The sequence below is a fragment of the Cetobacterium sp. 2A genome, from assembly GCF_014250685.1.
Taxonomy (GTDB): domain Bacteria; phylum Fusobacteriota; class Fusobacteriia; order Fusobacteriales; family Fusobacteriaceae; genus Cetobacterium.
The window spans coordinates 1,017,689-1,044,541 of record NZ_JACFAJ010000006.1; the positions used below are offsets into that span (position 1 = coordinate 1,017,689).

General features: G+C 29.7%; 23 protein-coding genes. 21 read left to right on the top strand and 2 right to left on the bottom strand.

Translation table 11 applies throughout. The annotated features are described in order from the left end of the window. Positions 1–18 precede the first annotated feature (18 nt). Complete coding sequence (locus tag H3N56_RS08795; RefSeq protein ID WP_185880817.1) at positions 19–633, bottom strand: histidine phosphatase family protein; 615 nt, start codon at positions 631–633, stop codon at positions 19–21. A gap of 7 nt (positions 634–640) precedes the next feature. Beyond that, on the bottom strand, positions 641–1,300 hold the full coding sequence (locus tag H3N56_RS08800) for a hypothetical protein (RefSeq protein ID WP_185880818.1): 660 nt from the start codon (positions 1,298–1,300) through the stop codon (positions 641–643). Positions 1,301–1,405: 105 nt separating this feature from the next. On the opposite strand from H3N56_RS08800, the gene kdsB reads away from it, so the two are divergent. From kdsB to nikB, 21 genes are all read left to right on the top strand, one after another. Further along, complete coding sequence (gene kdsB, locus H3N56_RS08805) at positions 1,406–2,143, top strand: 3-deoxy-manno-octulosonate cytidylyltransferase (protein WP_185880819.1); 738 nt, start codon at positions 1,406–1,408, stop codon at positions 2,141–2,143. Between the two features lie 20 nt (positions 2,144–2,163). Then, entirely contained in the window at positions 2,164–3,741 is a 1,578-nt protein-coding gene (locus H3N56_RS08810) for a SpoIID/LytB domain-containing protein (protein ID WP_185880820.1), read from the top strand. 87 nt (positions 3,742–3,828) lie between these two features. Continuing rightward, on the top strand, positions 3,829–4,476 hold the full coding sequence (locus H3N56_RS08815; RefSeq protein ID WP_185880821.1) for a TetR/AcrR family transcriptional regulator: 648 nt from the start codon (positions 3,829–3,831) through the stop codon (positions 4,474–4,476). Further along, positions 4,473–5,729: a TolC family protein gene (locus tag H3N56_RS08820; protein WP_185880822.1), complete on the top strand. Its 1,257-nt coding sequence runs from the start codon at positions 4,473–4,475 to the stop codon at positions 5,727–5,729. Before H3N56_RS08815 ends, H3N56_RS08820 begins: the two co-directional genes overlap by 4 nt. 16 nt (positions 5,730–5,745) lie before the next feature. Beyond that, positions 5,746–6,819, top strand: a complete 1,074-nt coding sequence (locus tag H3N56_RS08825; RefSeq protein WP_185880823.1) for an efflux RND transporter periplasmic adaptor subunit — start codon at positions 5,746–5,748, stop codon at positions 6,817–6,819. A gap of 20 nt (positions 6,820–6,839) precedes the next feature. Continuing rightward, entirely contained in the window at positions 6,840–9,899 is a 3,060-nt protein-coding gene (locus H3N56_RS08830; protein WP_185880824.1) for an efflux RND transporter permease subunit, read from the top strand. 53 nt (positions 9,900–9,952) lie between these two features. Continuing rightward, the gene (locus H3N56_RS08835; RefSeq protein ID WP_185880825.1) at positions 9,953–10,324 is read left to right on the top strand and encodes a PG0541 family transporter-associated protein; all 372 of its coding nucleotides are present in this window, start codon (positions 9,953–9,955) and stop codon (positions 10,322–10,324) included. Positions 10,325–10,438: 114 nt separating this feature from the next. Then, complete coding sequence (locus H3N56_RS08840) at positions 10,439–11,422, top strand: AIR synthase family protein (RefSeq protein ID WP_185880826.1); 984 nt, start codon at positions 10,439–10,441, stop codon at positions 11,420–11,422. 22 nt (positions 11,423–11,444) lie between these two features. Beyond that, on the top strand, positions 11,445–12,743 hold the full coding sequence (gene rsmB, locus H3N56_RS08845; protein ID WP_185881109.1) for a 16S rRNA (cytosine(967)-C(5))-methyltransferase RsmB: 1,299 nt from the start codon (positions 11,445–11,447) through the stop codon (positions 12,741–12,743). A gap of 2 nt (positions 12,744–12,745) precedes the next feature. After that, positions 12,746–13,378 carry an O-methyltransferase gene (locus H3N56_RS08850; protein ID WP_185880827.1) on the top strand — a complete coding sequence of 211 codons (633 nt, stop codon included), beginning with the start codon at positions 12,746–12,748 and terminating at the stop codon, positions 13,376–13,378. 56 nt (positions 13,379–13,434) lie between these two features. Next, the gene (locus H3N56_RS08855; RefSeq protein ID WP_185880828.1) at positions 13,435–13,887 is read left to right on the top strand and encodes a hypothetical protein; all 453 of its coding nucleotides are present in this window, start codon (positions 13,435–13,437) and stop codon (positions 13,885–13,887) included. A gap of 121 nt (positions 13,888–14,008) precedes the next feature. Continuing rightward, positions 14,009–15,598 (top strand): DEAD/DEAH box helicase, encoded by a 1,590-nt coding sequence (locus tag H3N56_RS08860; RefSeq protein ID WP_185880829.1) that lies wholly within the window; start codon positions 14,009–14,011, stop codon positions 15,596–15,598. Between the two features lie 64 nt (positions 15,599–15,662). Continuing rightward, positions 15,663–16,616 (top strand): endolytic transglycosylase MltG, encoded by a 954-nt coding sequence (mltG, locus tag H3N56_RS08865; protein ID WP_185880830.1) that lies wholly within the window; start codon positions 15,663–15,665, stop codon positions 16,614–16,616. A 10-nt stretch (positions 16,617–16,626) separates the two neighbouring features. Then, positions 16,627–18,282, top strand: coding sequence for a B12-binding domain-containing radical SAM protein (locus H3N56_RS08870; protein ID WP_185880831.1), 1,656 nt, complete (start codon positions 16,627–16,629; stop codon positions 18,280–18,282). Between the two features lie 64 nt (positions 18,283–18,346). Continuing rightward, positions 18,347–19,675, top strand: a complete 1,329-nt coding sequence (gene tilS, locus H3N56_RS08875; protein WP_185880832.1) for a tRNA lysidine(34) synthetase TilS — start codon at positions 18,347–18,349, stop codon at positions 19,673–19,675. Further along, a complete protein-coding gene (gene ftsH, locus H3N56_RS08880; RefSeq protein ID WP_332647564.1) occupies positions 19,675–21,837 on the top strand; it encodes an ATP-dependent zinc metalloprotease FtsH in 2,163 nt (720 codons plus the stop codon). The genes tilS and ftsH overlap by 1 nt, the downstream gene beginning before the upstream one ends. Before the next feature lie 90 nt (positions 21,838–21,927). Further along, the gene (rpsO, locus tag H3N56_RS08885; protein ID WP_304488689.1) at positions 21,928–22,185 is read left to right on the top strand and encodes a 30S ribosomal protein S15; all 258 of its coding nucleotides are present in this window, start codon (positions 21,928–21,930) and stop codon (positions 22,183–22,185) included. Between the two features lie 60 nt (positions 22,186–22,245). Continuing rightward, on the top strand, positions 22,246–23,001 hold the full coding sequence (locus tag H3N56_RS08890) for a molecular chaperone (protein WP_185880834.1): 756 nt from the start codon (positions 22,246–22,248) through the stop codon (positions 22,999–23,001). 38 nt (positions 23,002–23,039) lie between these two features. After that, positions 23,040–24,122: a YibE/F family protein gene (locus H3N56_RS08895; protein ID WP_185880835.1), complete on the top strand. Its 1,083-nt coding sequence runs from the start codon at positions 23,040–23,042 to the stop codon at positions 24,120–24,122. 210 nt (positions 24,123–24,332) lie between these two features. Next, positions 24,333–25,844: a glutathione ABC transporter substrate-binding protein gene (locus H3N56_RS08900; RefSeq protein WP_185880836.1), complete on the top strand. Its 1,512-nt coding sequence runs from the start codon at positions 24,333–24,335 to the stop codon at positions 25,842–25,844. Positions 25,845–25,915: 71 nt separating this feature from the next. Next, positions 25,916–26,842, top strand: a complete 927-nt coding sequence (nikB, locus tag H3N56_RS08905; RefSeq protein WP_185880837.1) for a nickel ABC transporter permease — start codon at positions 25,916–25,918, stop codon at positions 26,840–26,842. Positions 26,843–26,853 lie beyond the last annotated feature (11 nt).

The window sequence follows — 26,853 nt, forward strand, 5'->3', positions numbered from 1 at the left end:
TCCTCTGTTTTAATAATTCTATTTTAAGTGATCAGTATTTGAAAATAAAGAAATTTCAAAATTAGAATCAATATAGTCAATTATAGTAACACTCGTATTTTCAGGAACTTGTTGTTTTGAAAAATTGCTAATATCGTGATTTGAAACTAAATTGCAAATAGCTTTTAACATGACACCATGAGTTACTACTAAGATGTTTCCATCTTTATGATTAGCTATAAGCTTTTTAAGACCTAATTCAGCTCTTTCAAGGACTTGTGCATAAGACTCTCCACCAAAAGCTTTAGGATTATAATTTATTGCATCGTTCCAAAAGTTAAAGTATTCTTCTGGATATGTTAATTCAAATTTTATTCTAGGAATACCCTCGACGTCTCCCATTCCGATTTCTTGAAATTCATCTATGGGAATAATTGGGATATTTCGATCTCCTTTGATAATTTGAGCAGTATCCATAGCTCTTCCAAGAGGAGATGAATAAAAGGCTTTAAATTCTTTATCTTTTAATTTTGAGGCTAGTTTCAAAGTTTGTTCTTTTCCTTCGGAAGTAAGATTTGAATTATTTCTTCCTTGAAAAATCCCTTGAGTATTCCATTCGGTTTCACCATGCCTAACAAAGTATATTTTTAACATCTTTAGATTATTCTCCTTTTTGTAATTTTAAATTTTCCATTTCAAAACTCATTTTAGTAAGGAAAAGTGTAGTTAAAAATGGATTTTCATCTATTGGAAGATTGAAGAAGCAATAAAGAATTTTTTCCACTAAATCTTGATTTTCTGGAGTTGAATTTTTTGACATTTTAAATAAAAGTTTGAATATTTTAATGATAGATTCTTCTCTAGAAAATAAATCATTGATTCCTTTTCTTAAAATATCGTTTATATCAGCATTGGGATCTTTATCTAATCTACTTTTTATTTCTTTAGCGTAGTCTGAAGTTATTTTATAAGAGTTATTAAAATCAAAAAGTTGAATATTTTCAAATATAAATGTATTTATGTCTAATAATATGATATCTAAATCAGTATGTGGTAAAAATTCAAATAGTTTATCGTGAGTTTTTTCAAAATGCATTGTTATTTTATCAGATTGATCCGTGTAATTAACTAAAGAAACAATCTTATCATCTTTTAATTTATTAATAATACCAGAGATTAACTGCTTATCAATTTCAATTTTTTCCTGTAAATCTTGCAAAGAGAAAGAAATATCTGCTGATTCATTTTTTAAATTAGGAACTAAAAGCCCTTTAAGTAGGTTAAAAAAGACAAGTTCCTCGGATTTTAATATCGTGTCCATTACAAATTCCCCCTTTGAATTATGTAAAATATCTTTTTTTTATTTTCATATTTTTGTATAATTATTCTTAGTATGTATTGTACATCTTTATGAGGAGGTTGTAAAATGAAATTTTTAGGAATTATTCCAGCAAGATACGCATCAACTAGATTAGAAGGTAAACCATTAAAAGATATTTGTGGACACACAATGATAGAGTGGGTTTATAAAAGAGCTTTAAACTCGAATTTAGATAGAGTTATTGTTGCGACAGATGATCAAAGAGTCTATGAAGAAGTGAAAAGGTTTGGTGGAGAGGTAGTTTTGACTGATAAAAGTCACCAAAATGGAACGAGTAGGATAGCCGAAGTATGTGGAAATATATCTGATTTTGATGTTGTAATAAATATACAAGGAGATGAGCCTTTAATAGAAGGAGAAATGATAAACTCCTTAATAGAAGTTTTTAATAAAGAACCTGATTTAAAAATGGCAACTTTAAAACATAAGATAGATGAAATGGAAGAGATTAAAAATCCAAATGTAGTAAAAGTTGTAACAGATAAAAAAGATTATGCAATTTATTTTTCAAGAAGTATAATACCTTATCCGAGAGAATTAAATATGGATAATTATTATAAACATGTTGGGATATATGCATATAAAAGAGAGTTTGTAATAGAATATTCAAAAATGGAAGCAACTCCACTTGAGAAATCTGAATCGCTAGAACAACTTAGAGTTATAGAAAATGGTTATAAAATAAAAGTTTTAGAAACTCCCTATAAAGTTGTTGGAGTAGATACAGCCGAAGAGTTAGAAAGGGTTAGAGAAATTATAAAGTTAGAAAAGATTACTATATAAATAAAAAATAAAGGAGAAAAATGGGAAAGAAATTATGTATAATAGGTATAGTATGCCTAATAATGGGATGTAGTAGTACAGAACGAAATAAAAATACCTATGATGATATGTATGCCAAAAACAATTTATCTAATTCAAGTTCAGATAAAAATAAAGGGTTGGATAGAATTTCATTTTTCGAAAAATATAATTATCCAGAAGGAAAATTTTATATAGCAACAAGAAATGAGTACTTATCGGCTAATAATGATAATAGTGCTAAGAAAAAATATTTTCAATCAGACGATGAAAAAGAATTTTTAAAATTTTACAAAAATTTAGATATAAGAGGTTATGGTGATAATTCTGGATATTGGAGATGGAATTTTTCACTTACTCACAAAGAATTAAACTCAATTTTAAATAAAAATTTGCCAATAGTTGCTAAAAATAGATCGAAAGATATTCTAACATTAGTTGATAATAAATGGCAAATTCAAGAAGTACCTCTAAATCCAATTGGAAACTTAAGTGAAATAAAAGTTATGGAAAGAGGTAAATCTGGAATAATAATAAAATTACTGATAAAGGGAAGTAGAGGAACTTATTTGATAGCCAGAGAGCACAATATTAGAGGCTTAATAAGTTTAAATAAAAATACAGTAGGAAGAGAAGTAAATATTTATGGAGCAAATGGTGCGGCAAAAGAGTACTCACAAAAACCGATATCTAGAAATCCAAATTTACTTCCATCTGGATACTTTGCCTTTGAAAAAAAAGCATCAACTTATAATTTCTATGGTGGCGGATATGGACACGGAGTTGGGATGTCTCAATGGGGAGTTGCCGATTTAACTAAAAATTATGGATATAGCTATAAAGCTGTTTTGCATAGATATTATAAATCTGTTAAATTAGAAAATATGTATAATCTTCCAGGAGTTGGGAAAACGATTCGTGTTGGAATAATGACGACAAGTTTTAAAAGCTTAGATCATGACAAAGTAGTATTGAGCTCTGGTAGTTCAATTAAAATAAAAAATAGTAAAATAAGTTTAGAAGCTAAACCTAGAGAAAAAGTTGAATTTATAAATAAAAATGGACAGATAAAAATATTTATAGCTGGGAAACAAAAAGCTATAACAAAAGAGAAAATTGAAATAACTAGTTCTAAAGCAATGATATCTGTAAATTCAATAAAAAGAAATATAAAGAAAATTAGTTCACCTTCGTATAGAGGAAGTTTTGAAGTAAGATTATCAAAAAATGAGAATAAACTAAGATTGATAAATGAAGTTGATATAGAGCAATATCTTCTTCAAGTTCTTCCAAGTGAGATGCCTGAAAGTTTTGGATTAGAGGCATTGAAAGTTCAAGCTGTTGCAGCTAGAACATATGCACTAAGTGATTATCAAAAAGGAAGATATTTAAAAGATGGCTTTCATATAACTGATAGTACACAAAGTCAAGTTTATAATAATTTAGATGAAAATCCTAAATCGAGACAAGCGATAAGTATGACTAAAGGTGAGGTTATGACATACAAAAATAAACCTATAGATGCAAAGTATTATTCTACATCATCTGGCTATGGTGCTGCAGCTCACAATGTTTGGTAGGCTGGGAAAATAGTCGTTGACTAATGAGTCAAAGTGTAATAAAATACATAATGACTTGTTAGTCATTTTTTTTTAGGGAGAGTTGACATGAAAGATACGGATAAAAAAAATAAAATATTGCGGGCAGCAAAAAAACATATTTTACAAAAAGGGTATTGTAAAGCGAGTATTTCAGAAATAACTGAAAGTATAGGAATAGCGAAAGGAAGTTTTTATACCTATTATAGCTCGAAAGATGAGTTGCTTGCAGAGATTATTGAAGAGACAATAGGAAACCGTGAAGAACGGTTCCAAAAGATGATAGATAAATCGGAAACATTGGAAGATGCAATAAATGGATATTTAAGACAATTATTTTGTATTGAAGCTAAGAGATTAGAAAATATAATTATCCTACTAAATCTTGCTAGAAATATTGATGCTATTCCTCAAGAATTAAAACAACGTCTTATGGAATTTGAAAAAGTAGACAAAAAAATATTAAAAAAAATTCTTAAAAAGTTTTCATCTGAAGTTGGTGATTTAGAAGAAGAGGACTCAGATAGAATTGTAATTTTTATAAATGGTGGAATAAGGTCTTTCAAAAGAGAAAGAATATTCTATAGTAAAAGTGCAGATTTCTTTGTTAAAGACATAGAGGAAGCACAGTCTAGAATAGACAAAATAGATTTTGAAAAAGAGATAGAAATTATATCTTTAAACATTATAAGAGTACTTAAGGGAGGAAGAATATGAAAAAGTTACTGGGCGCTCTATTATTACTATCAGCATCTGTATTTGCTAGAGAGCTAACACTACAAGAAGCTATCGATTTAGCCTTAATTAACAGCAAAGCTATTAAATCTTCAGAATTATCAAAGGAGAACTCAAGTTTACAAATTAAGTCAGCATTTAAAACTGCTCTACCAAGTGTAGTTTACAATGGGACATATCAAAAATCTGAATACGGAAGAAAGATTGATGGTCAAGAGAATCTAAGGTCAGGTTATCAGCAGACAATTGGTATATATCAACCCTTATTCCAAGGTGGGACAATCATGGCCGGAATAATGGGCGCTAAAGCTGGAAAGAATATTGCAAATTATCAGTATCTTTCACAAGTTAGAGACATTAGATTGGAGACGATTCAAACGTTTTCAAAAATAGTTAAACTTCAGAAAGACTTAACTGTTTTAGAAAGTTCAAAAAAAGAGTTGGAAGTAAATTATAATAAACAAAAAGCGCAGCTAGATATGAGACTTATAACAAAAGCTGATCTTTTAAAAACAGAATATAGTATATTAGATTTAGATTCAAGTATTACAGCTGCTAAAAATCAAATTGCTATTGAAAAAACAAATTTAAAAGTAAATTTAATGATACCAGAAAATGAAAAGCTTATAGTAAAAGATTTTGAAGTTCCAAATAATCTTTTACAAGGAGTAAACTTTGAGATAGATTTAACAAATGCTATGTCAAATAGCTTATCAGCAAGAATAGCCAAAAGTCAGGTTGAAGTATCAAAAGCACAAAAAATTGCAGCAGCAGCAGATTTCTATCCTCAGGTAGAAGCTTTTGCAAAATATGGTGGAGTTGAAACAAAAAAGTTTAATTCTTCTTATGAAGATGCTGACTGGATTGGTGGAGTAAGTGTATCATGGAATATGTTTGAATTTGGAAAAGGAATTGACGATTATAATATTTCAAAAAATAATGTTAAAATTCAACAGTTAAGTGAACAGACGACGGTGGATAATATTGAAATAAACGTTACATCTAATTATTTAGAAGTTGTTAGATTTGAATCACTTAGAGTTTCAACAAAGAAAGCTTTAGAAGCAGCTCAAGAGAACTTTAAAATTGATACAGAAAGATACAATGCTGGACTTATTTCAACTGTGGATTATTTGATTTCAGAAACACAGATGAGACAAGCAGCGGTTATTTATAACCAAGCGAATATAGATTATTTAGTTGCATTTGAAACATATAGATCAAGCTTGATTTAAATTTTAGGAGGACATAATGAAAAAATATTTATATTTAGTGCTTGTCGCAGGAATGGCTTTTACTGCTTGTGGGAAGAAAAGCAATACAGATGAAAAGGTAGAGATTATACCTAAAAATGTAGTAGTAGAATCGGTTAAATTAAATGATATTTCAGATATTTATAAAAGTGATGCAACAATAGTTCCTGCAGATAAAGTAAACCATAGTTTAGATGGAATTGGAACTGTTAAAAAAGTTTATAAAAAGAACGGAGAAGCTGTTGATAAGGGAGAAGTTGTAGTAGTTATGACTGATTCAAAGACAGAATCTGATTACTCAAGAGCAAAGGCAAATTTAGCTTCTGCAAAATCAAATTTAGCAATAGCTACAAATAACTATAAAAAACATAAGAGTCTTTATGAAAAAGAAATGGTTTCAGAATTAGAATTTTTAGATTACAAAAATAGATTTATAGATGCAGAAGGAAATCATGAAGCTAAAAAAGCTGAGTTTGAAAATGCTAAAGATAAATATGAAAAATTAACAAGAAAAGCTGAAACATCAGGTGTAGTAGGAAATCTTTACTTAAAACCTGGAAATGAGGTCAAAGAAAAAGAAAACTTATTTACTGTTGTAAATGAACAAGAAATGGAAGTTATAGTAGATTTTCCTGGAAAATGGTTCAATAGAGTTACTATTGGTTCTCCAGCCTATGTAGAAATTTCAGATTTAGGAAAAAAAGAATTAAAAGGATATATTAAGGAAATTAATCCAGTTGCAACTCCAGAAACAAGAAAGTTTCCAGTGACAATTAGAATTCCAAATTTAAGTGGAAATATGAAAGATGGAATGTATGGAAAAGTAAATATTCCAGCTGGAAAAAGAGAAACTTTAGTTGTTCCTCAAGAAGCAGTATTTGTAAGAGACTTATTAAGTTATGTGTTCATAGTTGAAGATTCTAAAGCAAAAAGGGTAGAAGTAAAAACTGGTGCAATAGAAGAGCCAATGATTGAAATCACTACAGATAATTTAAAGCCTGGAAATGAAGTTATTGTCGAAGGACTATTTGGTCTTGAAGATGGAGATTTAATAAATATAGAGAAAAAATAGACTGGATGAGGTGAAGAATAATGTCATTAGCTGGAATAGCCATACGTAGGCCAGTAGCTACAACTATGTTAATGGTTTCAATGGTATTTATAGGGATAGTATCTATGATGTCAATGAAATCAGAATTATTACCAAATATGAATATTCCTATCGTAATGGTAAGTACAACATGGCAAGGAGCAGTGCCACAAGATATAGAAACACAAGTAACAAAGAAAATAGAAGATACACTTTCAAATGTAGATGGAATAAAACAAATCAGGTCTACATCATCTTTTGCAAATTCCCAAGTACTTATAGAGTTTGACTATGGAGTAGACATAAATACAAAAAAAGGGGATGTACAAAAGGAAGTAGATGCAATAAAGGGAGATTTACCAGCCAGTGCTGATGACCCTTCTGTAAAAAAAATACAAGCTGGAGCTGGAAACCTAACAATGATGGTAAATGTTTCGGGACCTAATTTGCTTGAAGTAAATACATTTGTAAATGAATTTATGAAACCTAGATTTGAAAGAATAAAAGGAGTAGGAACTGTTGATGTAACTGGTTCTGCCGATAAACAAGTTCAAATTCAAATAGATTCTGATAAACTTTCTGCTTATAATATGACTCCAATTGAACTATATGACCTGATTAAAGGGTCTAGTTTAAACGTTCCTCTTGGTGTAATAAATACAGGCGGGAAAGAGATAGTTGCTAGATTTATGGGAGAAATAAACTACTTAGATGAGTATAAAAATATGATCATAAGAAGTAATGGTCAAACTTTGAGACTTAAAGATGTAGCAACCATAGTTTTAACAACTGAAGATCCAGAAAATTCAACTAAAATGAATGGAAAACAAGCTGTAAGTATAAGTATTGAAAAATCAGCCGATGGAAATACTATAGATATCGCAGATGCTGCAAAAAAATCTATAAATGAAATGAAAGCATATCTACCTCCTGGAGTTAATATTGATATAATAATGGATTATTCTACTGATATCAATTCAGCTATTTCAGGAGTTAAAGGAAATGCTGTAACGGGACTTGTACTTGCAAGTATAATCTTAATGGTCTTTCTTAAAAACTTTAGAGCTACACTACTTATATCTTTAGCACTTCCAATTGCGATAATGTTTACGTTTGTATTCCTTGCTTCTCAAGGTGTTACAATAAATGTTATCTCACTTATGGGATTATCAATCGGAGTAGGAATGCTAACGGATAACTCGGTTGTTGTTATAGATAATATATATAGACATATAACTGAACTAAAAAAACCAGTAATAGAAGCTGCAGAAGATGGAGCAACAGAGGTTACAATAGCTATTATCGCATCTGCACTTACAACAATGGTTGTATTTATACCAGTGTTATTTATACCAGGAATTGCTAGAGAGATATTTAGAGATATGTCTTTTGCAATTATATTCTCAAACGTTGCAGCACTTATAGTATCATTAACTCTTATGCCAATGGTTGCGAGTAGATTCTTAAAAAGTAACGTTGATATAACAAAAGAGGGGAAAATATTCTCATTAGTTAAGACTAATTATATAAAATTAATTGGTTGGGCTGTAAAAAATAAGATTAAAACAGTTGGAGTAGCATTTGGATTATTTATAGTTATGATGATTGTTGGTTCAAAAGCCACTAAAACAAAATTCTTACCAGATCAAGATTTCGGTAAGTTTGGAATTATTTTAGAGTTACCAAAAGGATTGAGTTTAGAAACTTCAGAAGCAATTGCTAAAAAAGCTGAAGATATTGTTAAAGCTAATCCTAATACTGTAGCATATACAACTCTTACTGAGAAAAATATTATAATACTAAACGTTGATATCGGTGAAAAATCTGAAAGAGACGTATCAATGTTTAAGATAATGGAAGATTTAAGACCTACGGTTGGAAATATTAGAGATACAAAACTGAATATAAAACCAAACTTCCAAAGTAAAGCTCCTGAAAGAGATGTTGAGATGAGAATTACTGCGGAAAACTTGGAGACTGCTAGAGAAATTGCAAGAAAAATTCAAGATAAAATATCAACAAATCCAAAGATTATAGATATTAAGTCTACACTGGATCCTGGAAATACAGAGGCAAGAGTAGTTCTTCATAGAGATAAGCTACGTTCTTATGGAATGAACCCAGCAGATTTAGGAAGAACAATAAGTTACTCATTCCTTGGTGGAAATAGAGGTAAAGGTGAAACTGTAACAGTTAAAACTGGAACAGAAGAGATAGATGTTTTAGTTAGATTATCAGATAAAGATAGAAAGAAAATGTCAAGTCTTGAGCAATTAAATGTAAGAACAGCAGATGGAAAATTTATTAAAGTTTCTGACGTAGCTGATATAACTATGGCTGAAGGAGCTTCTGAAATAAATAAAGTTGATAAAATTTATTCTATTTCAATTGGAGCAAATGACGGTGGATTAGGACTTAGTGGAGTTCAAAAAGCTATGACAGATGCTTTTGAGGAATTAGATATTCCAAAAGGAGTTTCTTATACATGGGGTGGAAATTCACAAATGTTTAGTGATGCAATCATACAGATGGGAGCAGCATTACTAATTTCAATCTTCTTAATTTATGCAATACTTGCAGCACAATTTGAAAACTTTGTTCTACCTTTCATAATAATTGGTTCAGTACCTTTAGCTATGATTGGAGTTTATACAGGTCTGATTTTAACAGGACAACCATTTGACTTAATGGTTATGATAGGGATAATCATGCTTGCTGGAACAGTTGTTAATAATGCCATAGTATTGATAGACTTTATAACGATACTAAGAGAAAGAGGAATGAGTGTTGACGAAGCAGTTCAGGAATCTTGTAAGACGAGACTTAGACCAATTATAATGACTACTATGACAACAGTATTTGGAATGATTCCTCTTGCGTTAGGATTAGGAGAAGGAGCAGAACTTTATTCTGGAATGTCAATAGCTGTTATATTCGGACTTTCATTCTCAACACTACTAACTCTTGTTGTAATTCCAGTTCTATACATGATTACTGAAGAAATGGGAGAAAAGGCTGGAAAAGCGTTTAAAAAAATATTTAAATTTAAAAAGAAAAAATAAAAATTAAGGTATAGACATAGGTAAGACTCATATTGAAAATGGGGGGTTGCTCTATGAAAGACTCGAAAAACTATAAAGTTATAAGTATTTATATTAACGAATCTCAAAAAAGAAGTTTAGAAGAGTTTTTTGAAAGAATTGATTTTCACACATACTCTATTCAGACAAAACTTGAAGGTATTTGGGGCAAAGGAATAAGACATAAAAATAATCAGATTTGGCCTGGTGTGGATTGTTTGTTTTATTTGATTGTAAAAGATTTTCAAGTTGAATCCATGTTAAAAAAATTAAAATTTTTTAGATTAGGAATAGAGGAAGCTGTTGTCATGTCAGTATTTGTAGCAAATTTAGATTATTATTTTGATAATATTCAAAAAGCTAATATTGAACCTGAAGGTGAAGATGTAGAGATTCAATGGGAATAATAGAATTCATGATGGTATCACTTTAAAAGTGATACCATCTTTATTTTTATTGAGGAATATAGTATAATACTCTGTACATAATAAGATTTCAAGTGTCTAGTTTAGGGGGAAGTTATGAAAGTTGGAAAATTAACAGTTTTAGATTTAGAAGAACTAGTTTTTAAGAATTTAAAAAGCAGTAGAAAAGAAGTAATATCATCTCCAGAAATAGGTGGAGATTGTGCTATTATTGATTTCGGAGATAAAGTAGCTTATCTTTCAACAGATCCCATAACAGGTACAAGTAAAGGAATCGGAAAGCTTGCAATTAATATAAATTGTAATGATATAGCTACAGGTGGAGTTGAACCTGTAGGAGTGATGTTAACAATATTACTTCCTCCTGGAACTACAAAGAATGAAGTGACAGAAATAATGAGAGAAGCGGAAGAAGAATGTAAAAAATTAAATGTGACCATAATGGGAGGTCATACAGAAGTAACAACAGCAGTAAATAGAGTTGTGATATCTGCAACAGCTATAGGTATAGGAGAAAAGAAAAGCTGTAAGGATAAAGAAAAAGTTATATGTGGAGATAGAATCATAATAACAAAAGGGATAGGAATTGAAGGAACTGGAATAATAGCTTATGAAAAAGAAAGCGAACTTCAAGATGTAATTGGAGAAAGCTTGCTAAGAGAAGCTAAAGACCTTTTAGATAAAACTAGTGTAGTTAAAGATGGGTTACTAGCAGCAAAGCATGTAAAGGGTATGCACGATGTAACTGAGGGTGGACTTTTAGGAGCAATTTGGGAAATTACAGAATTCTATAAGTTGGGGACTAAAATATGTTATGAAAATATTTTAATTCCAATTTCAACAAAAAAAATATGTGAATATTTTAAAATAGATCCTTTAAAACTTATTTCGAGCGGGACTATGTTGATGATAGTATCGGAAGAAAAAGTTGAAGAGCTTATAACAGTGTTAAAAAAAGAGGGAATAGATGCTTTTGATATTGGTTTTTTAACAAAAACAAAAGAAAAAATTCTATCAAAAAATAAAATAGAGTATGAGATATTAGAGCCTGAAAGTGATGAACTCTATAAAGTAGTATAAATAAATTGAAAGAGGTGTTGTGTTGAATATAAAACAAAGAGTAATATCTTTAATTGGAAGTGTTGAAAAAGGGAAGTATTCAAATATTGCTTTAAATGAATATTTTAAAGAAAATAAATTAACGAGCGGAGAAAGAGGATTTATTACGGAACTTTTTTATGGAGTAATAAGAAACAAGGTATTCTTAGATTATGAAATTGAAAAAAGAACTAAAAGCATAAAAAAAGATTGGATAAAAAATTTATTAAGAATTTCAATATACCAAGCCACTTTTATGAATAGTGACGACAAAGGTGTTGCATGGGAAGCTACTGAGCTTGCTAAAAAGAAATACGGAGTTCCAGTTGGTAAATTTGTAAACGGAGTAGTTAGATCATATCTAAGAGATAAAGAAAAGGATATAGCTGAATTAAAATCAAATGATAAATTAGATATACTATACTCTTATCCAAAGTGGTTTTATGAAAGAATAAAGGCAGAGTATGGAGATTCGACAGAGCAGTTCTTAATCTCTCTAAAAAAAGTTCCGTATATGAGTGTAAGGGTAAATAAATTAAAATATACTGAATCTGAGTTTGAAGAATTAGCTAAAAAGTTAGATATAAAAATTATAAAAAAAGTTGATACAGTTTATTATATCGATTCTGGAATAGTTTTATATACAGAAGAGTTTAAAGATGGAAAAATTATAGCTCAGGATGCTTCATCGTATTTAGCCGCTGCAATACTTAATCCAAAATCTGGAGAAAGTGTTATCGATGTTTGTAGTGCTCCTGGAAGTAAAACTGCAGTTTTAGCAGAAATTATGAAAAATAAGGGAGAAATATTAGCTCTTGATATTCACGCTCATAAAATTAAATTGATAGAAGAAAATTTAAAAAAATTAGGAATAACAATTGCAAGAACAGTAAAAATGGATGCTCGTAATCTTAAAGAGCAAGGAAAGAAGTTTGACAAAATATTAGTTGATGCACCTTGTAGTGGATATGGAGTACTAAGAAAAAAACCAGAAGCACTTTACAATAAAGGTTTAGAAAATGTGAAAGAATTATCAGAACTTCAGTATGAGATACTTGAATCATCAGCTTCAGCATTGAAAGTTGGAGGAGAGATGGTATATAGTACATGTACTATATTTAGAGAAGAAAATACTGATAATATAAAGAAATTCTTAGAAGAAAATCAGAATTTTTCTGTTATGAAAATAGAAATTCCAGAAAATATTTCTGGAGAATTTGATGAACTTGGAGGATTCTTTATAAATTATAAAGAAGAAATTTTAGATAACTTTTATATCGTGAAAATGAGAAAGGATAAATAAGAATGTTGGATGAATTAGTACAAGCTAATGAGTATGTAGTTAGTAAGATAAAAGAAAAAGATAAATTAGTTTTAGAAATGGAACAGTTTGCCAAAGAAAATAATGTTCCGATAGTAACAAAAGAAGTAGCTGAATATTTAAAGTTTACTCTAGATATGTGTAAGAGTAAAAATGTTTTAGAGATTGGAACGGCTATTGGTTATTCTGGAATATTAATGGCACAAGTGATTGAAAAATATGATGGAAAACTTCTTACAATAGAAATAGACGAAACAAGATTTAACCAAGCTAAAGAAAATTTTGAAAAATCAAATTTAAAAAATATAACATCTATTTTAGGAGATGCTACAGAAGAAATAAAAAAATTGGATGATGTATATGATTTCGTATTTATAGATGCTTCAAAAGGTCAATATATGGAGTTTTTCAAAGATTCATATAAGCTTTTAGCACCTGGTGGGATAATTTTTATAGATAATATAATGTTTAGAGGTTATTTATATAAAGAATATCCAAAAAGATTTAAAACTATAGTAAAGAGATTAGATAGTTTTATAGAATATCTGTACGAAAATCATAACTTTGTATTGCTTCCTTTTGGTGATGGAATTGGTTTGTTAAAAAAAGAGGATTAGAAGAGAATCTGTAGTAAATATCTCATGAAGTCATAAAATTAATGGGAGGAATTACTATGGGATACCAAAAATCATATTCTGGAGTTTTTAATAAATATTGGGATACTTATAGACAAAAAGTTTCAGAGAGTCAATCAGCTTCTCAAGCTGAGAGTATTCAGAATGTAAAAGATATATTTACACAAACAGTTGTAAAAATGTTATTAGAAATAAACCCGAATTTGAACATTAATCAAAATGATATAGTTTATGTATCAAGTGAAGTTGTAGACGGAATGACAGACAAGTCTGATGATGTGAAAAACAGATTAGAAAATGACGAGAACTATCCAAAACATTATAAAATATCAGATAAGCTATTAGGTGAACCAGAGTTTGTAAAAATGATAGAGGAATCAGATTTAATATCATGTTTTGACAAGTTTGCGGAAATAACAACTAATAGAATCGTACATATATCAAAAGAGCACGGACACGAAAAAGCTAATGGTAAGAGAATAATACATTGATAAAGTGGGGGTGTTCTACTCCCACTTTTACTTATGTTAAAGAATTTAAAAAAAATACACATTTTTTAAAAAAGTGTGGTATAATGATATGATTGAATATAAAAAGATTAAGGAAGTGACTATGGAAAAATTAAAAGAATTTAGAGATCTTGGGTTGACTGAAAAAACATTAAAACCATTACTAAAAAAGGGATTTGAAAAACCAAGTCCAATTCAGGCATTAACAATACCAGCTCTACTTACAGGAGATAAAGATATAATAGGTCAAGCTCAAACAGGAACAGGAAAGACAGCTGCTTTCTCTCTTCCAATACTTGAGAAAATAGAAAAAATAACAGGAAATGTACAAGCTATAATTCTAGTACCTACTAGAGAACTTGCTGTACAGGTTGCTGAAGAGATGAACTCTCTTTCTGCTGGAAGAAAATTAAAAATAATTCCAGTTTATGGAGGACAGTCATTAGAGCTTCAAAAGAAACAATTAGCTAAAGGTGTAGATATCGTTGTTGGAACACCTGGAAGAGTAATTGATCTTATCAATAGACAAAACTTAATATTAGACAAAATAGACTACTTCATATTAGATGAAGCAGACGAAATGTTAAATATGGGATTCGTTGAAGATATTGAGCAGATTTTAAGATCTACAAACGCAGATAAAAGAATGTTATTCTTCTCTGCAACAATGCCACAAGAAATTTTAAAAATAGCTAAAGCTCACATGAAAGCTCATGAAATTTTAGCAGTTAAATCTACTGAACTTACAACAGATTTAACAGATCAAATTTATTTCGAAGTTAAAGAAAGAGATAAGTTTGAAGCTCTTTGTAGAATAATTGACATCGAAGCAGATTTCTATGGAATTGTTTTCTGTAGAACTAAAAATGATGTTAATGAATTAGTAGGAAAGTTACATGATAGAGGTTATGATGCTGATGGTCTTCATGGAGATATCACTCAAAATCATAGAGAAGTAACTTTAAGAAGATTCAAAAAGAAAAACATAAACATATTAATAGCTACTGACGTTGCTGCAAGAGGAATTGACGTTAACGATTTAACACACGTTATCAACTATGCAATACCTCAAGAGCCAGAAAGTTATGTACATAGAATTGGAAGAACTGGAAGAGCTGGAAAAGAAGGAACTGCTATAACATTTATAACACCTTCTGAGTATAGAAAACTTCTTCAAATTCAAAAAATAGTTAAAACAGAAATTAGAAAAGAGAAAGTTCCTGGAGTTAAAGATGTAATCTTAGCTAGAAAGAACAGAATCTTTGATAATGTAAATAAAATAATGGCAGATGGAGATAATGAAGGATTTAGCGAAATGGCTAGAGAACTTCTTGCAAATGATGCAAATCCAGTTGAAATCCTAGCAGCTATATTAAAAGATTGTTATGAGGATATTTTAGAAGAAGGAAACTACTCTGAAATAGAATCTGTAAATTCAAATGTAGATAAAGCTGGAAAAACAAGATTATTCATTGCTTTAGGTAAGAAAGATGCTATGACTCCAAAGAAAATAGTTGATTTAGTAGTTAAGAAAACTCAAATAAATCCAGCTAAAATTAAAGGAGTAGAAGTTTATGAAAACTTCTCATTCATGTCAGTACCATTCGTTGAAGCTGAAACAATAGTTGAGACGTTCAAAAAAGAAAGAAAAGGTAGAAAGCCTTTAGTAGAAAAAGCAAAAGAAAGAAATTAATAAATTAATAGAGAGGCTGTCCTGATTTACTGGGCAGCCTTTTCTGACATAATAGGAGATAAAAATGAAAAGAATATTATTTATGATTTCGATAACTATTGGAGTTTTGTTAAGTGGATACTTATATTATACTAATGAAGTGGGAAAGAAAAGAAGTTTTAATAAAATCTTAGAGATAAAAAGAGGAGAACCTTTAAAAAAGTCTTTAGAGTGTTTGGAGATTGAAAATAATATTCCTTTAAAAATTTATATAAAGAGTAGAAATAACGGAAAAGATATAAAGGCTGGATATTATGAAATAAAAGGAGAATATTCTTACGCTGAACTAATAGAAATTTTAGAATCTGGCAAACAAAAGGTATTTAAATTTACAGTTCCAGAAGGATATTCAATAGAGAATATAATAGAAGTACTAGAAAGAGATGGAAGAGGAAGTAAGGAAAACTTTAAATTAGCACTAAGTCAAATTGAAGATTTTCCATATCCTACTCCTAATAAAAATTTTGAAGGATATTTATATCCAGAAACATATTTTTTAGCTGAGAACTCAACTGAAAAAGATATTGTGAATAAAATGTTAAAAGAATTTCTTAGAAAATTTCCAGTTGAAAAATATCCAGATAAAGAAGATTTTTATCAAAAGCTCATTATGGCTTCAATACTTGAAAGAGAAGCTCAGGTTAAATCTGAGAAGATAGTGATGGCATCTGTATTTTATAATAGAATGAAAAGAGGAATGACTCTTTCATCGGATGCAACAGTGAATTTTTTATACAATTATAAGAAGAAAAGAATGTATTACAAGGATTTGGAAATAGATTCACCTTATAATACTTATAAATATAAAGGTTTACCACCAGCTCCTATTGCCAATCCAGACTACGAATCTGTAATGGCAGCCTATAATCCAGCTACAACAGATTATCTATTCTTTGTGGCTATAGGAGATGGGAGTCACTACTTTAGTAAAACTTATAGAGAGCATCTAGAAATACAAAAAAAGAATAGTAAAAAATAAGGAGATAAAATTGAAGAAAATAATTTTAGTTGGAATAAATAGTCAGTATATCCATACGAATTTAGCTATTAGATATTTAAAATCATACGTTGAAAAATATAGTGATTTAAAGATTGAGTTATATGAGAGTAATATAAATAGTCAAATTTTAACTATAATAAGAGAAATATGTGAGTTGTCACCGGATAAGTTAATATTTTCTACTTATATTTGGAATAAGGAATATGTATTCAAAATAATAAAAGAGATAAAAAAAATATTACCAAAAGTTGAGATATCTTTAGGAGGTCCAGAAGTAACTTACGACTGTGAAAAGTTGCTGGAGGAAAGATCAGAACTGGATTATTTATTAGTTGGAGAGGGAGAGAGAGTTTTTCTTAATTTTTTAACAAAAGAAATCTCAGATGTTAAGGGAGTATATTATAGAAATAATGGAAAAATAGAATATAATGGAGATGAAAATCCAATTGAAAATTTGGACGAAATTCCCTTTCCATATACTGAAGAAGAGTTGAAATATGAGAAAAAAATAGTATATTATGAATCTTCGAGAGGTTGTCCTTTTAGTTGTTCTTATTGCTTATCGTCTATAGACAAAGGGGTTAGATATTTTTCTTTAGAAAGAACGAAGGAAGATTTAAAAAAGTTTTTAGATACTGACATAAATTTAATTAAATTTGTAGATAGAACTTTTAATTTAAGAAAAGATAGATATTTAGGAATTTGGAAATTTTTACTAGAGAACTATAAAGAGGGAGTAACTTTCCATTTTGAAATAAATGCAAATATTTTTGATGAAGAGATAATTGAATTTTTAAAAACAGTTCCTAAAGATTATTTCCAATTTGAAATAGGAGTTCAAAGTATAAATAAAAATACAATGGATAGTATAAATAGAAGAAATTTATTAGAAAGATTATCTAATAACGTAAGAGCAATCACAAAAAATATACATCTTCATTTAGATTTGATAGCTGGATTACCTCATGATACGTATGAAACTTTCAAATCATCATTTAATTATGTTTATGATTTGAAGCCAGAAATGGTTCAGTTAGGATTTTTAAAGATTTTAAAAGGAACAAAAATCTCAAAAGAAATAGAACAATATCAGTATAAATATATAGAGTTTCCACCATATGAGATTTTATCCAATGAATTTATAAGTTATGAACAGATTGTAAAACTTAAAGATTTTGAAAAGATGTTGGACTTTTATTATAACTCTGAAAAGTTTTCAAAGTCTGCTGACTATATAATAAAAAATTTATATGGAGCGCCATTTGATTTTTTTGAAGATATAGCCAGTTTTTATAAGGTTAAAGGGTATATATCAATTGGTCATAAGGAAACGAGTCTTTTTAATATCCTAGTAGAGTTTTATAAGTTTAAAAAATTTGATAATTACGATATATTTATTGAATACCTTAAATATGATTTCTTATGTTTAGGAAAACCAGGAATGTATCCAGAATGGTTTATATCTAGTAAAGATAAAGATAAGCATAACTTGATGTTAGAAAAATTAGATTTTAAAAGTAGTAGAGAAGCTTATAAAAATACAGAGATAGAAACTTTTAAATATAATGTTTTAGATAATACTAAAGAAAATGTAGATATATTCTTTGAATATAGAAAAAAAATGACTAAAACTACTGTTTGTTAAAAAAGGTTTTAAAAAAAAACTGGATATGTTATAATTCTATCAAACTGTTTAATAGAGGGAATTGATGAAAATATTTAAAAGAGTTTTAGAAAAAATAAATAGAGAATTTCTTCTTCAAGAGGGAGATAAAATAGTTCTTGCTTTTTCAGGAGGACCTGATTCAGCATTTTTACTTGAAATGTTACTAGAGTTAAAGAAAACTTTAAACTTCGAAATAGTACTTGCTCATATAAATCATTTATTACGTGGGAAAGATTCTGATGGAGATGAGGATTTTGTTAGAAGAATTGGAAAAAAATATGGAATTGAAGTCTATATAAAAAGAGTTGATATAACAAAAGAAGGAAAAGAAAAAGGTCTTGGTTTAGAAGAAGCAGGAAGAGAAGCAAGATATAACTTTTTTGATGAAGTTCTTAAAGAAATAGATGGGAATAAAGTGGCTTTAGCACATAATCTTGATGATCAAATAGAAACGTTTCTTTTTAGATTAATGAGAGGAACATCGCTAGAAGGATTAGAAGGGATAAATAGTAAAGGAAAATATATAAGACCAATAAATGAACTTTACAAAAGTGAGATTATGGAGTATTTAAATAATAGAGAACTAGAGTACAGAATAGATTCTACAAATTTTGAAAATGAATTTACAAGAAATAGTATCAGATTGGATTTAATTCCTTTTATTGAAAATAGATATAATCCAAATTTTAAGGATAAAATTTTTACTACAATAAAAGAAATAAGAGATGTAAATAACCTATTAAAAATAGATTATGAAGATTATTTTGATGAAGGATTCCTATCTGTAAAAAAAATGGAAAAGGAAAGTAATTACATTCAAAGTAAGATAATCAATAGTTATTTAAATAATTATTCCATAAAAGTTTCAAGAGATAAAATATTAGGAATATTAAAATTTTTAAGTAGTTGTGGAAGTAAAGAATTTAAATTGAGTAAAAATCTTGTCTTGAAAAAAGAATATGATAAAATATTTGTAAAAGACAATAGTGTAGAAGTTTCAATTAGTCAAGAATTTAAGGAGTTAAAAGTTCCTGGGAAGATTGAATTTGGAAATTATTTATTAGAAGCTTTTGAAGCTGAAAAAGATTCAAAATTAAAAAATGAGTTCTTAACTAATTTAAATGTCGGAGATATACTTACAGTTAGAAAAAGAGAAAACGGAGATAAGATTATTCCAACTGGCATGAAAAATAGTAAAAAAGTCAAAGATATTCTAATCAATGAAAAAATTCCAAAAGATATGAGAGATGATATTCCAATTGTCGTTTTTAATGATGAGGTTATTTGGATTGCGGGTGTAAGAGGAAACGAAAATTACAAAGCTTCAAAAAATGGGATAAGACTAAAGTTAAGTACAAGGAGGCAGAGTTAGTGATAAGTCTATATGGAAAAGATGAGGATCTAATTAAATTAGTTGATAACAACGAGGAAAAAAAGGAAGAGAATCCAAAAGAAGAAGAGCCAAAAAAAGAAGATTCAAAAGATGGTTATGATGAATTGGGTGAAAGAAAAAAAGAGTTAAAAGCTAAGCTGAAACATGGACTTAGAAAAGGAAGAGGTTCATCGGATGATGAAGATGATGAAGATGACGACGACGATTCAAATGGAAATGGACCAAAAAGAGAAAAAGGTGGGAAATTTAATTTTAAAGGTTTCATAATGTTATTATTTGTAATAACTTTATTTATGTCTTTACCATCGTTATTTAGTGATAGTAGTAAATCTAATTTAAAGGATATAAGTTACACTGAGTTTTTAAAACTGGCAGAGGACAAAACAATAAAATCTGTGGATGAAAAAGAAGGTTATGTTTTTGGATATACTTCTGAAACTGATAAAACTGGTTATAAAACAAGAATGATAACTGATAGATTAGGAGGAGATCCTAATTTAGTAAATGTTTTAGAATCAAATGGAGTTAAAGTTCAATCAGTTCCACCTCAAGAATTACCATTCTTATTAAATATTTTAGTATCTTGGTTCCCAATGCTTCTATTGATAGGGGTATGGATATTTATGCTAAATAAAATGAATAAGGGTGGAGGCGGAGGACCTCAAATATTTAATATGGGGAAATCTAGAGCTAAAGAAAACGGAGAAGAAATTTCAAAAGTTACATTTAAAGATGTAGCTGGAATAGATGAGGCAAAAGTGGAGTTGGAAGAAGTAGTTCAATTCTTAAAAGAGCCTGAAAAGTTTAAAAAAATAGGAGCCAAGATTCCTAAAGGAGTTCTTTTATTAGGAGCACCAGGAACAGGAAAAACACTTCTTGCTAAAGCTGTTGCTGGAGAGGCTGGAGTTCCATTCTTTAGTATGTCTGGATCTGAATTCGTTGAAATGTTCGTTGGAGTTGGAGCTTCAAGAGTAAGAGACTTATTCAATAAAGCTAGAAAAAATGCACCTTGTATAATATTTATAGATGAAATTGATGCTGTAGGTAGAAAAAGAGGAAGTGGACAAGGTGGAGGAAATGATGAGAGAGAACAAACTCTTAATCAATTACTAGTTGAAATGGATGGATTTGGTACTGATGAAACTATAATTGTTTTAGCGGCTACAAATAGACCTGAAATTTTAGATAAAGCTCTTATGAGACCTGGAAGATTTGATAGACAGGTTGTTGTAGATAGACCAGATATAAAAGGTAGAGAAGAAATTTTAAAGGTTCACTCAAGAGGGAAAAAATTCGCTGAAGATGTTAATTTCCACGTTGTTGCTAGAAAAACTCCAGGATTTGTAGGGGCAGATATAGCTAACTTATTAAACGAGGCTGCAATACTTGCTGCAAGAGCAGGAAGAGACGAAATCAATATGTCTGACTTAGAGGAAGCTTCTGAAAAAGTAACTATAGGTCCAGAGAGAAAATCAAGAGTAACTGTACAAAAAGAAAGAGTGATTGTTGCTTATCACGAAGTTGGACATGCTGTTACTCAAAAGTTATCACCAAATACGGAGCCTGTACATAAAGTTACAATCATTCCTAGAGGAATGGCAGCGCTTGGATATACGATGACTTTACCAACTGAAGATAGATACCTAAAATCTAAAAATGAATATCTTTCTGAATTAGTAACTCTTCTAGGTGGAAGAGCGGCTGAAGAGGTTGTATTTGGAGATATAACAACAGGTGCAAGTAATGATATTGAAAGAGCCACTGCTATAGCTCATGCTATGGTAACAAAATTTGGTATGAGTGAAAAATTTGGGCCGATACTTTTAGATAATACTCATGAAGGAGACATGTTCCAACAGAAGTATTATGGAGAAACTACTGCAAAAGAAGTAGATGATGAAATTAGAAGTCTAGTTAGTAACGCTTATATAACAGCTAAAAATATTTTAAGAGATAATAGAGAAGTATTTGAAAAAATAGCTAAAGAACTTCTGGAAAGAGAAACTATTACAGGTGAAGAGTTAGATATTATGTTAAGAGGAGAGGAATTAGAACCTTTAAAACCACTTCCTCAAGCCGCAAAAGTAGAGTCTGCTGTAGAATTGGATAAGACTTTACAGGATGAAGGAACTGTGATATAATATTTTTATATTTAAGCTAGGATTTGCGATTAGCCTTGCAATTCTTGGCATAGATAATATTTATATAATCAGGAGGCTTCAAAAATGGCTATGATAAACAAAGAAGAAATAATCAGCGTATACGGTAAGGACACTAAAGATACTGGATCTACAGAGGTTCAAATCGCTATATTAACAGCTCAAATCAATCACTTAACAACTCACTTAAGAACTCACAAGAAAGATTTCCACTCAAGATTAGGATTACTAAAAATGGTTGGAAAAAGAAAAAGACTTCTTAACTACTTAACTAAGAAAGATATCGAAGGATACAGAGCATTAATAGCTAAACTTGGAATAAGAAAGTAATTCAAAACGAGGATTTTTCCTCGTTTTTTATTACCTAAAAATTAAGAGAATGGAGATAATATGAAAAAAATTTGCGGAGTAATTTTATTTTTATTAACTTTTACACAAGGTATCGCTTTTAATATAGGAATAGCTCCAACGAGCTTTGAAATATCTTTAGACAAGCCAGAAACTAAAGAAGTGACAATTTTAAATAACACGGCAGAAGAAATGAGAGTTGAAGTTAGCCCTGAAAAACCGGAAAATTATAATGAAGAACATTATTTAGGAAAGTGGATGAGAATTTATCCAAAAGTAGTCAGCGTTAAACCTTTTGGGAAACAAATAGTAAGATTTGCATTAAGAACCCCATCTGATTTACCACATGGTGAGTATAAATCATACTTAGTTTTTAAAGAAATTCCAAAAAAACCAGTTGATGAAATTAATAAAAAAGAAAATATGAAAATAAATATAAATATGTTAACAGAAATAGCAATTAGTATATATGGTGAAAAAGGAAACCAGAATATTATTGCTGAAGTAAAAAAAGTAAATCTGAAAAAAGATGGAAATAAAATTCAGTTAGAGACTGAAATTGTCCCGAAAGGAAATAGTTCAGTAAAAGCTTTCTATGAAGTGAAATTCTATAATGTTAACGGGAAATTAATTTCAAATGAAGAAGGTATAATTGGAAGAACTGGAAGAAGTAAAGCAGAAAAGTTTGAAACATTAATAAATCTTCCTCAAAAGAAGGCAGATAGAGTAAATATTAAAATTCTAGATCAGAAAAGAAAAGTAATTTTAGAAAAAGAAATGAAAATTATTACAGAATAAGTTAAATATATTCAAAAAAGTTTTTTAGGGAGAATGGCATGAAAAAAGTTTTATTAAGTTTTTTTATTTTATTAATATCGTTTGTATCATACTCTCAAGAAGAGTATATTAAGGGGAAGGTTTTAAAGTTAGAAAAAATTGAATCTCCTGGAGATGATGTAGAGGATATTAAAGAGATAAAAATATTTAATGTTAAAATATTGGAAGGTGAAAGTAAAGGAAAAGAGATATATTTAGAGTTTCCTGTTTATAGTGAAGAATCTTATAATTTAGATATTGAGGAAGGAATGTCTGTAGTTTTATATGAAGAATATTTAGAGGATGGAACCTCAAGTTTTTACATAGCGGACATAGATAAAAGAAATTATATTTTTATACTCACAGGAATTTTTATTGCATTGACCGTTTTATTTGCCAAAAAGAAAGGTCTAAAGGCTATAATTGCTCTTTCTCTTGTAATATTTTTCATATATAAAGGTTTTCTTCCAGGAATTATAGCTGGATATTCTCCAATTATACTATCAACAATAACAGCATTATTTGCTTCTTTTATAACTATTTATTTGATGACTGGATTCACAGAAAAAGGAATAGTAGCTATTTTCGGTTCAGTTTTAGGAGTTTTAGCGGCGGGAATATTATCGTTTGTATTTACTAATTTAATGGGACTGACAGGATATACTTCAGTTGAAGCATTAAATTATGCTCCTTTACTTAAAGGTATTGATGTAAAAGAAATTATATCAGCAGGAGTTATTTTAGGAAGTATGGGAGCGGTTATGGATGTGGCAATGTCAATTTCTTCAGCTTTGGAAGAGTTAAAAGAAAGAGACAACAGTATAAGCAAAAAAGAGTTATTTTATTCAGGAATGAGAATAGGTAGTGATGTGATAGGAACTATGGTTAACACTTTAATTTTAGCGTATATTGGGAGTGGAATACTTTCTTCAATATTCATATATTTGCAAAGAGATCAGTATCCTATAATTAGAATATTAAATTTTGAATCTGTAATTGTCGATATTTTAAGAGCTTTATGTGGAAGTATTGGTATTTTAATTGCAGTTCCAGTTACATCATATTTCAGTGGAATATTTCAGACTAAAAAGGACGGTGAATAAAACCGTTCTTTTTTTTTGCTTTTATAGCGTATAAAGAACAATGAAATTTTATTTTACATAAAGAAAATAAATGGAAAATATTTTTTATATATATAGTGAATCCACCTATACATTTTATAAATTTGACTTGTTACATAAAAGGAGATACATTAGTAGAAATATACTGAATTTTTTAGAAAAAATAAAAAAAATGCAAATGAGGGGGATTTTATGAAACAAAAGTTTAAAAATTTAATGTTTGTCTTAATGTCTGTAGTTGTATTTTTCGGTTATACTTCTAAATTGTTAGCAGCAAAAGAAACAATAGTTATAGCTCAAGGAGCGGATGCTAAAAGTTTAGATCCACATTCAACTAATGACCAACCATCTTCAAGAGTATCAGCGCAAATCTATGATAGATTAGTAGAGCAAGATACTGATATGAATGTTATACCAGGGCTTGCAGAAAAATGGGAACAAATAGATGATGTGACAACTGTATTCCATTTAAGAGAAGGAGTGAAATTTCATAACGGAGAACCTCTAAAAGCTTCAGATGTAAAATTCTCACTAGATAGAATGAAAAAATCACCTCAAGTATCACATATTATAGGTGCTATTGAATCGGTAGAAGTAGTAGATGATAAAACAGTAAAAATAAAAACAGCTAAACCATTCGGAGCGTTAACTAGTCACCTAGCTCATACAGCAGCTTCTATTTTAAATGAGAAAGCTGTGAAAGAAAGCGGAGATGCATACGGTCAAAAACCTGTAGGAACAGGACCATATAAATTTAGTAATTGGCAAGCTGGAGACAGAATTGTACTAGTAGCTAATGAAGACTACTATAAAGGTGTTGCTCCAACTAAAACAGTTATTTTTAGAAATATTCCAGAAGGAACAAATAGAACAATAGGATTAGAAACAGGAGAAGTTGATATAGCATATGATTTAGAGCCAGTAGATAAAGATATGGTTAGAAATCATAAAAAGCTAGATTTTGTAGAAGAGCCATCTCTTTCTATGACATATCTAGGATTTAACACTAAGAAGGCTCCACTAGATAAAGTTCAAGTAAGACAAGCTATAGCTTATGCAATAGATGTTGATTCAATAGTAGAGGCAGTTTATCAAGGTGGAGCTGTTAAGGCAAACTCACCAATAGGGCCAAAAGTTTTTGGACATAACCCAAATGCAAAAAATTATGAGTATAATCCTGAGAAAGCAAAAGAGTTATTAGCTGCTGCAGGATATAAAGATGGTTTAAAAATTAAACTTTGGACTAATGATAATCCAATAAGAAGAGATATAGCTACAATCGTGCAAGATCAATTGAAGCAAGTTGGAATAGATGTGACTATTGAAACTTTAGAGTGGGGAGCATATTTAGATGGAACAGCAAGAGGAGACCATGATATGTTCATTCTTGGATGGGTTTCGGTAACAGGAGATGCAGATTACGGAATGTATCCATTATTCCACTCTTCAACTCATGGTGGAGCAGGAAATAGATCATTCTACAGCAATGCACAAGTTGATGAGCTTTTAGATAAAGGAAAAAATAGTGTAAATCCAGAAGAGAGAAAAGAAGCTTATATAAAAGTTCAAGAAATAGTACAAGAAGAAGTTCCGGTATTTACAATTGCTTATCCATCAGACAATGTTGGTAAACAAAAAAATGTTAAAAACTTTAAAATGCATCCGGCAGGACATCATAGAGTTTACGGAGCGACAGTAGAATAATTAAAAAAAGAGAACCCGCTTTTTTTAAGCGGGTTCTCTAGATATAAAAACATTGAATGGGAGGCGAATTGATGCACAAATACATACTTAGAAGATTACTTTTATTAATCCCAGTTTTACTGGGTGTTTCATTTTTAGTGTTTACAATAATGTCGTTCACACCTGGAGATCCAGCACAGTTAATACTTGGTGAAAATGCTCCAAGAGAAGCGATATTAAAACTTAGAACTGAAATGGGATTAGACGATCCGTTTTTAATTCAATATTTTAAATTTGTTAAAAATGCAATTGTTGGTGATTTTGGTAGATCGTATACAACTGGAAGAGAAGTTTTTGGAGAAATCTTTTCTAGATTTCCAAATACTTTAATCTTAGCAGTTTTAGGAGTAATTATAGCTATTGTAATTGGAATTCCGCTGGGAATTATATCAGCTACAAAGCAGTATTCATTACTTGATAGTGTTAGTATGATTGCAGCACTACTAGGAGTTTCTATGCCAAACTTTTGGCTAGGACTTATGCTTATATTAACTTTTTCTGTAAAACTTGGATGGTTGCCATCTGGAGGGTTTGATGGATGGAAAAGTATAATTTTACCAGCGGTCACACTAGGGGTAGGATCGGCAGCTATAATTACTCGTATGACTCGTTCGTCGATGCTTGAAGTAATAAGACAAGACTACATAAGAACAGCTAGAGCAAAAGGAGTTTTAGAAAGAGTAGTTATAACAAAACATGCTTTGAAAAATGCACTTATTCCAGTAATAACTGTTATTGGTCTTCAATTTGGAGGACTTTTAGGTGGAGCAGTACTTACAGAATCTGTTTATTCATGGCCGGGAGTTGGAAGAATGATGGTAGATGCTATCAGACAAAAAGATACTCCAACAGTTTTAGCGGCAGTTGTTTTCTTAGCAGTAACATTTAGTATAGTTAATTTACTAGTAGATATATTATACGCTTATGTAGATCCGAGAATAAAATCTCAATATAAGTAAAAGGGGGACAT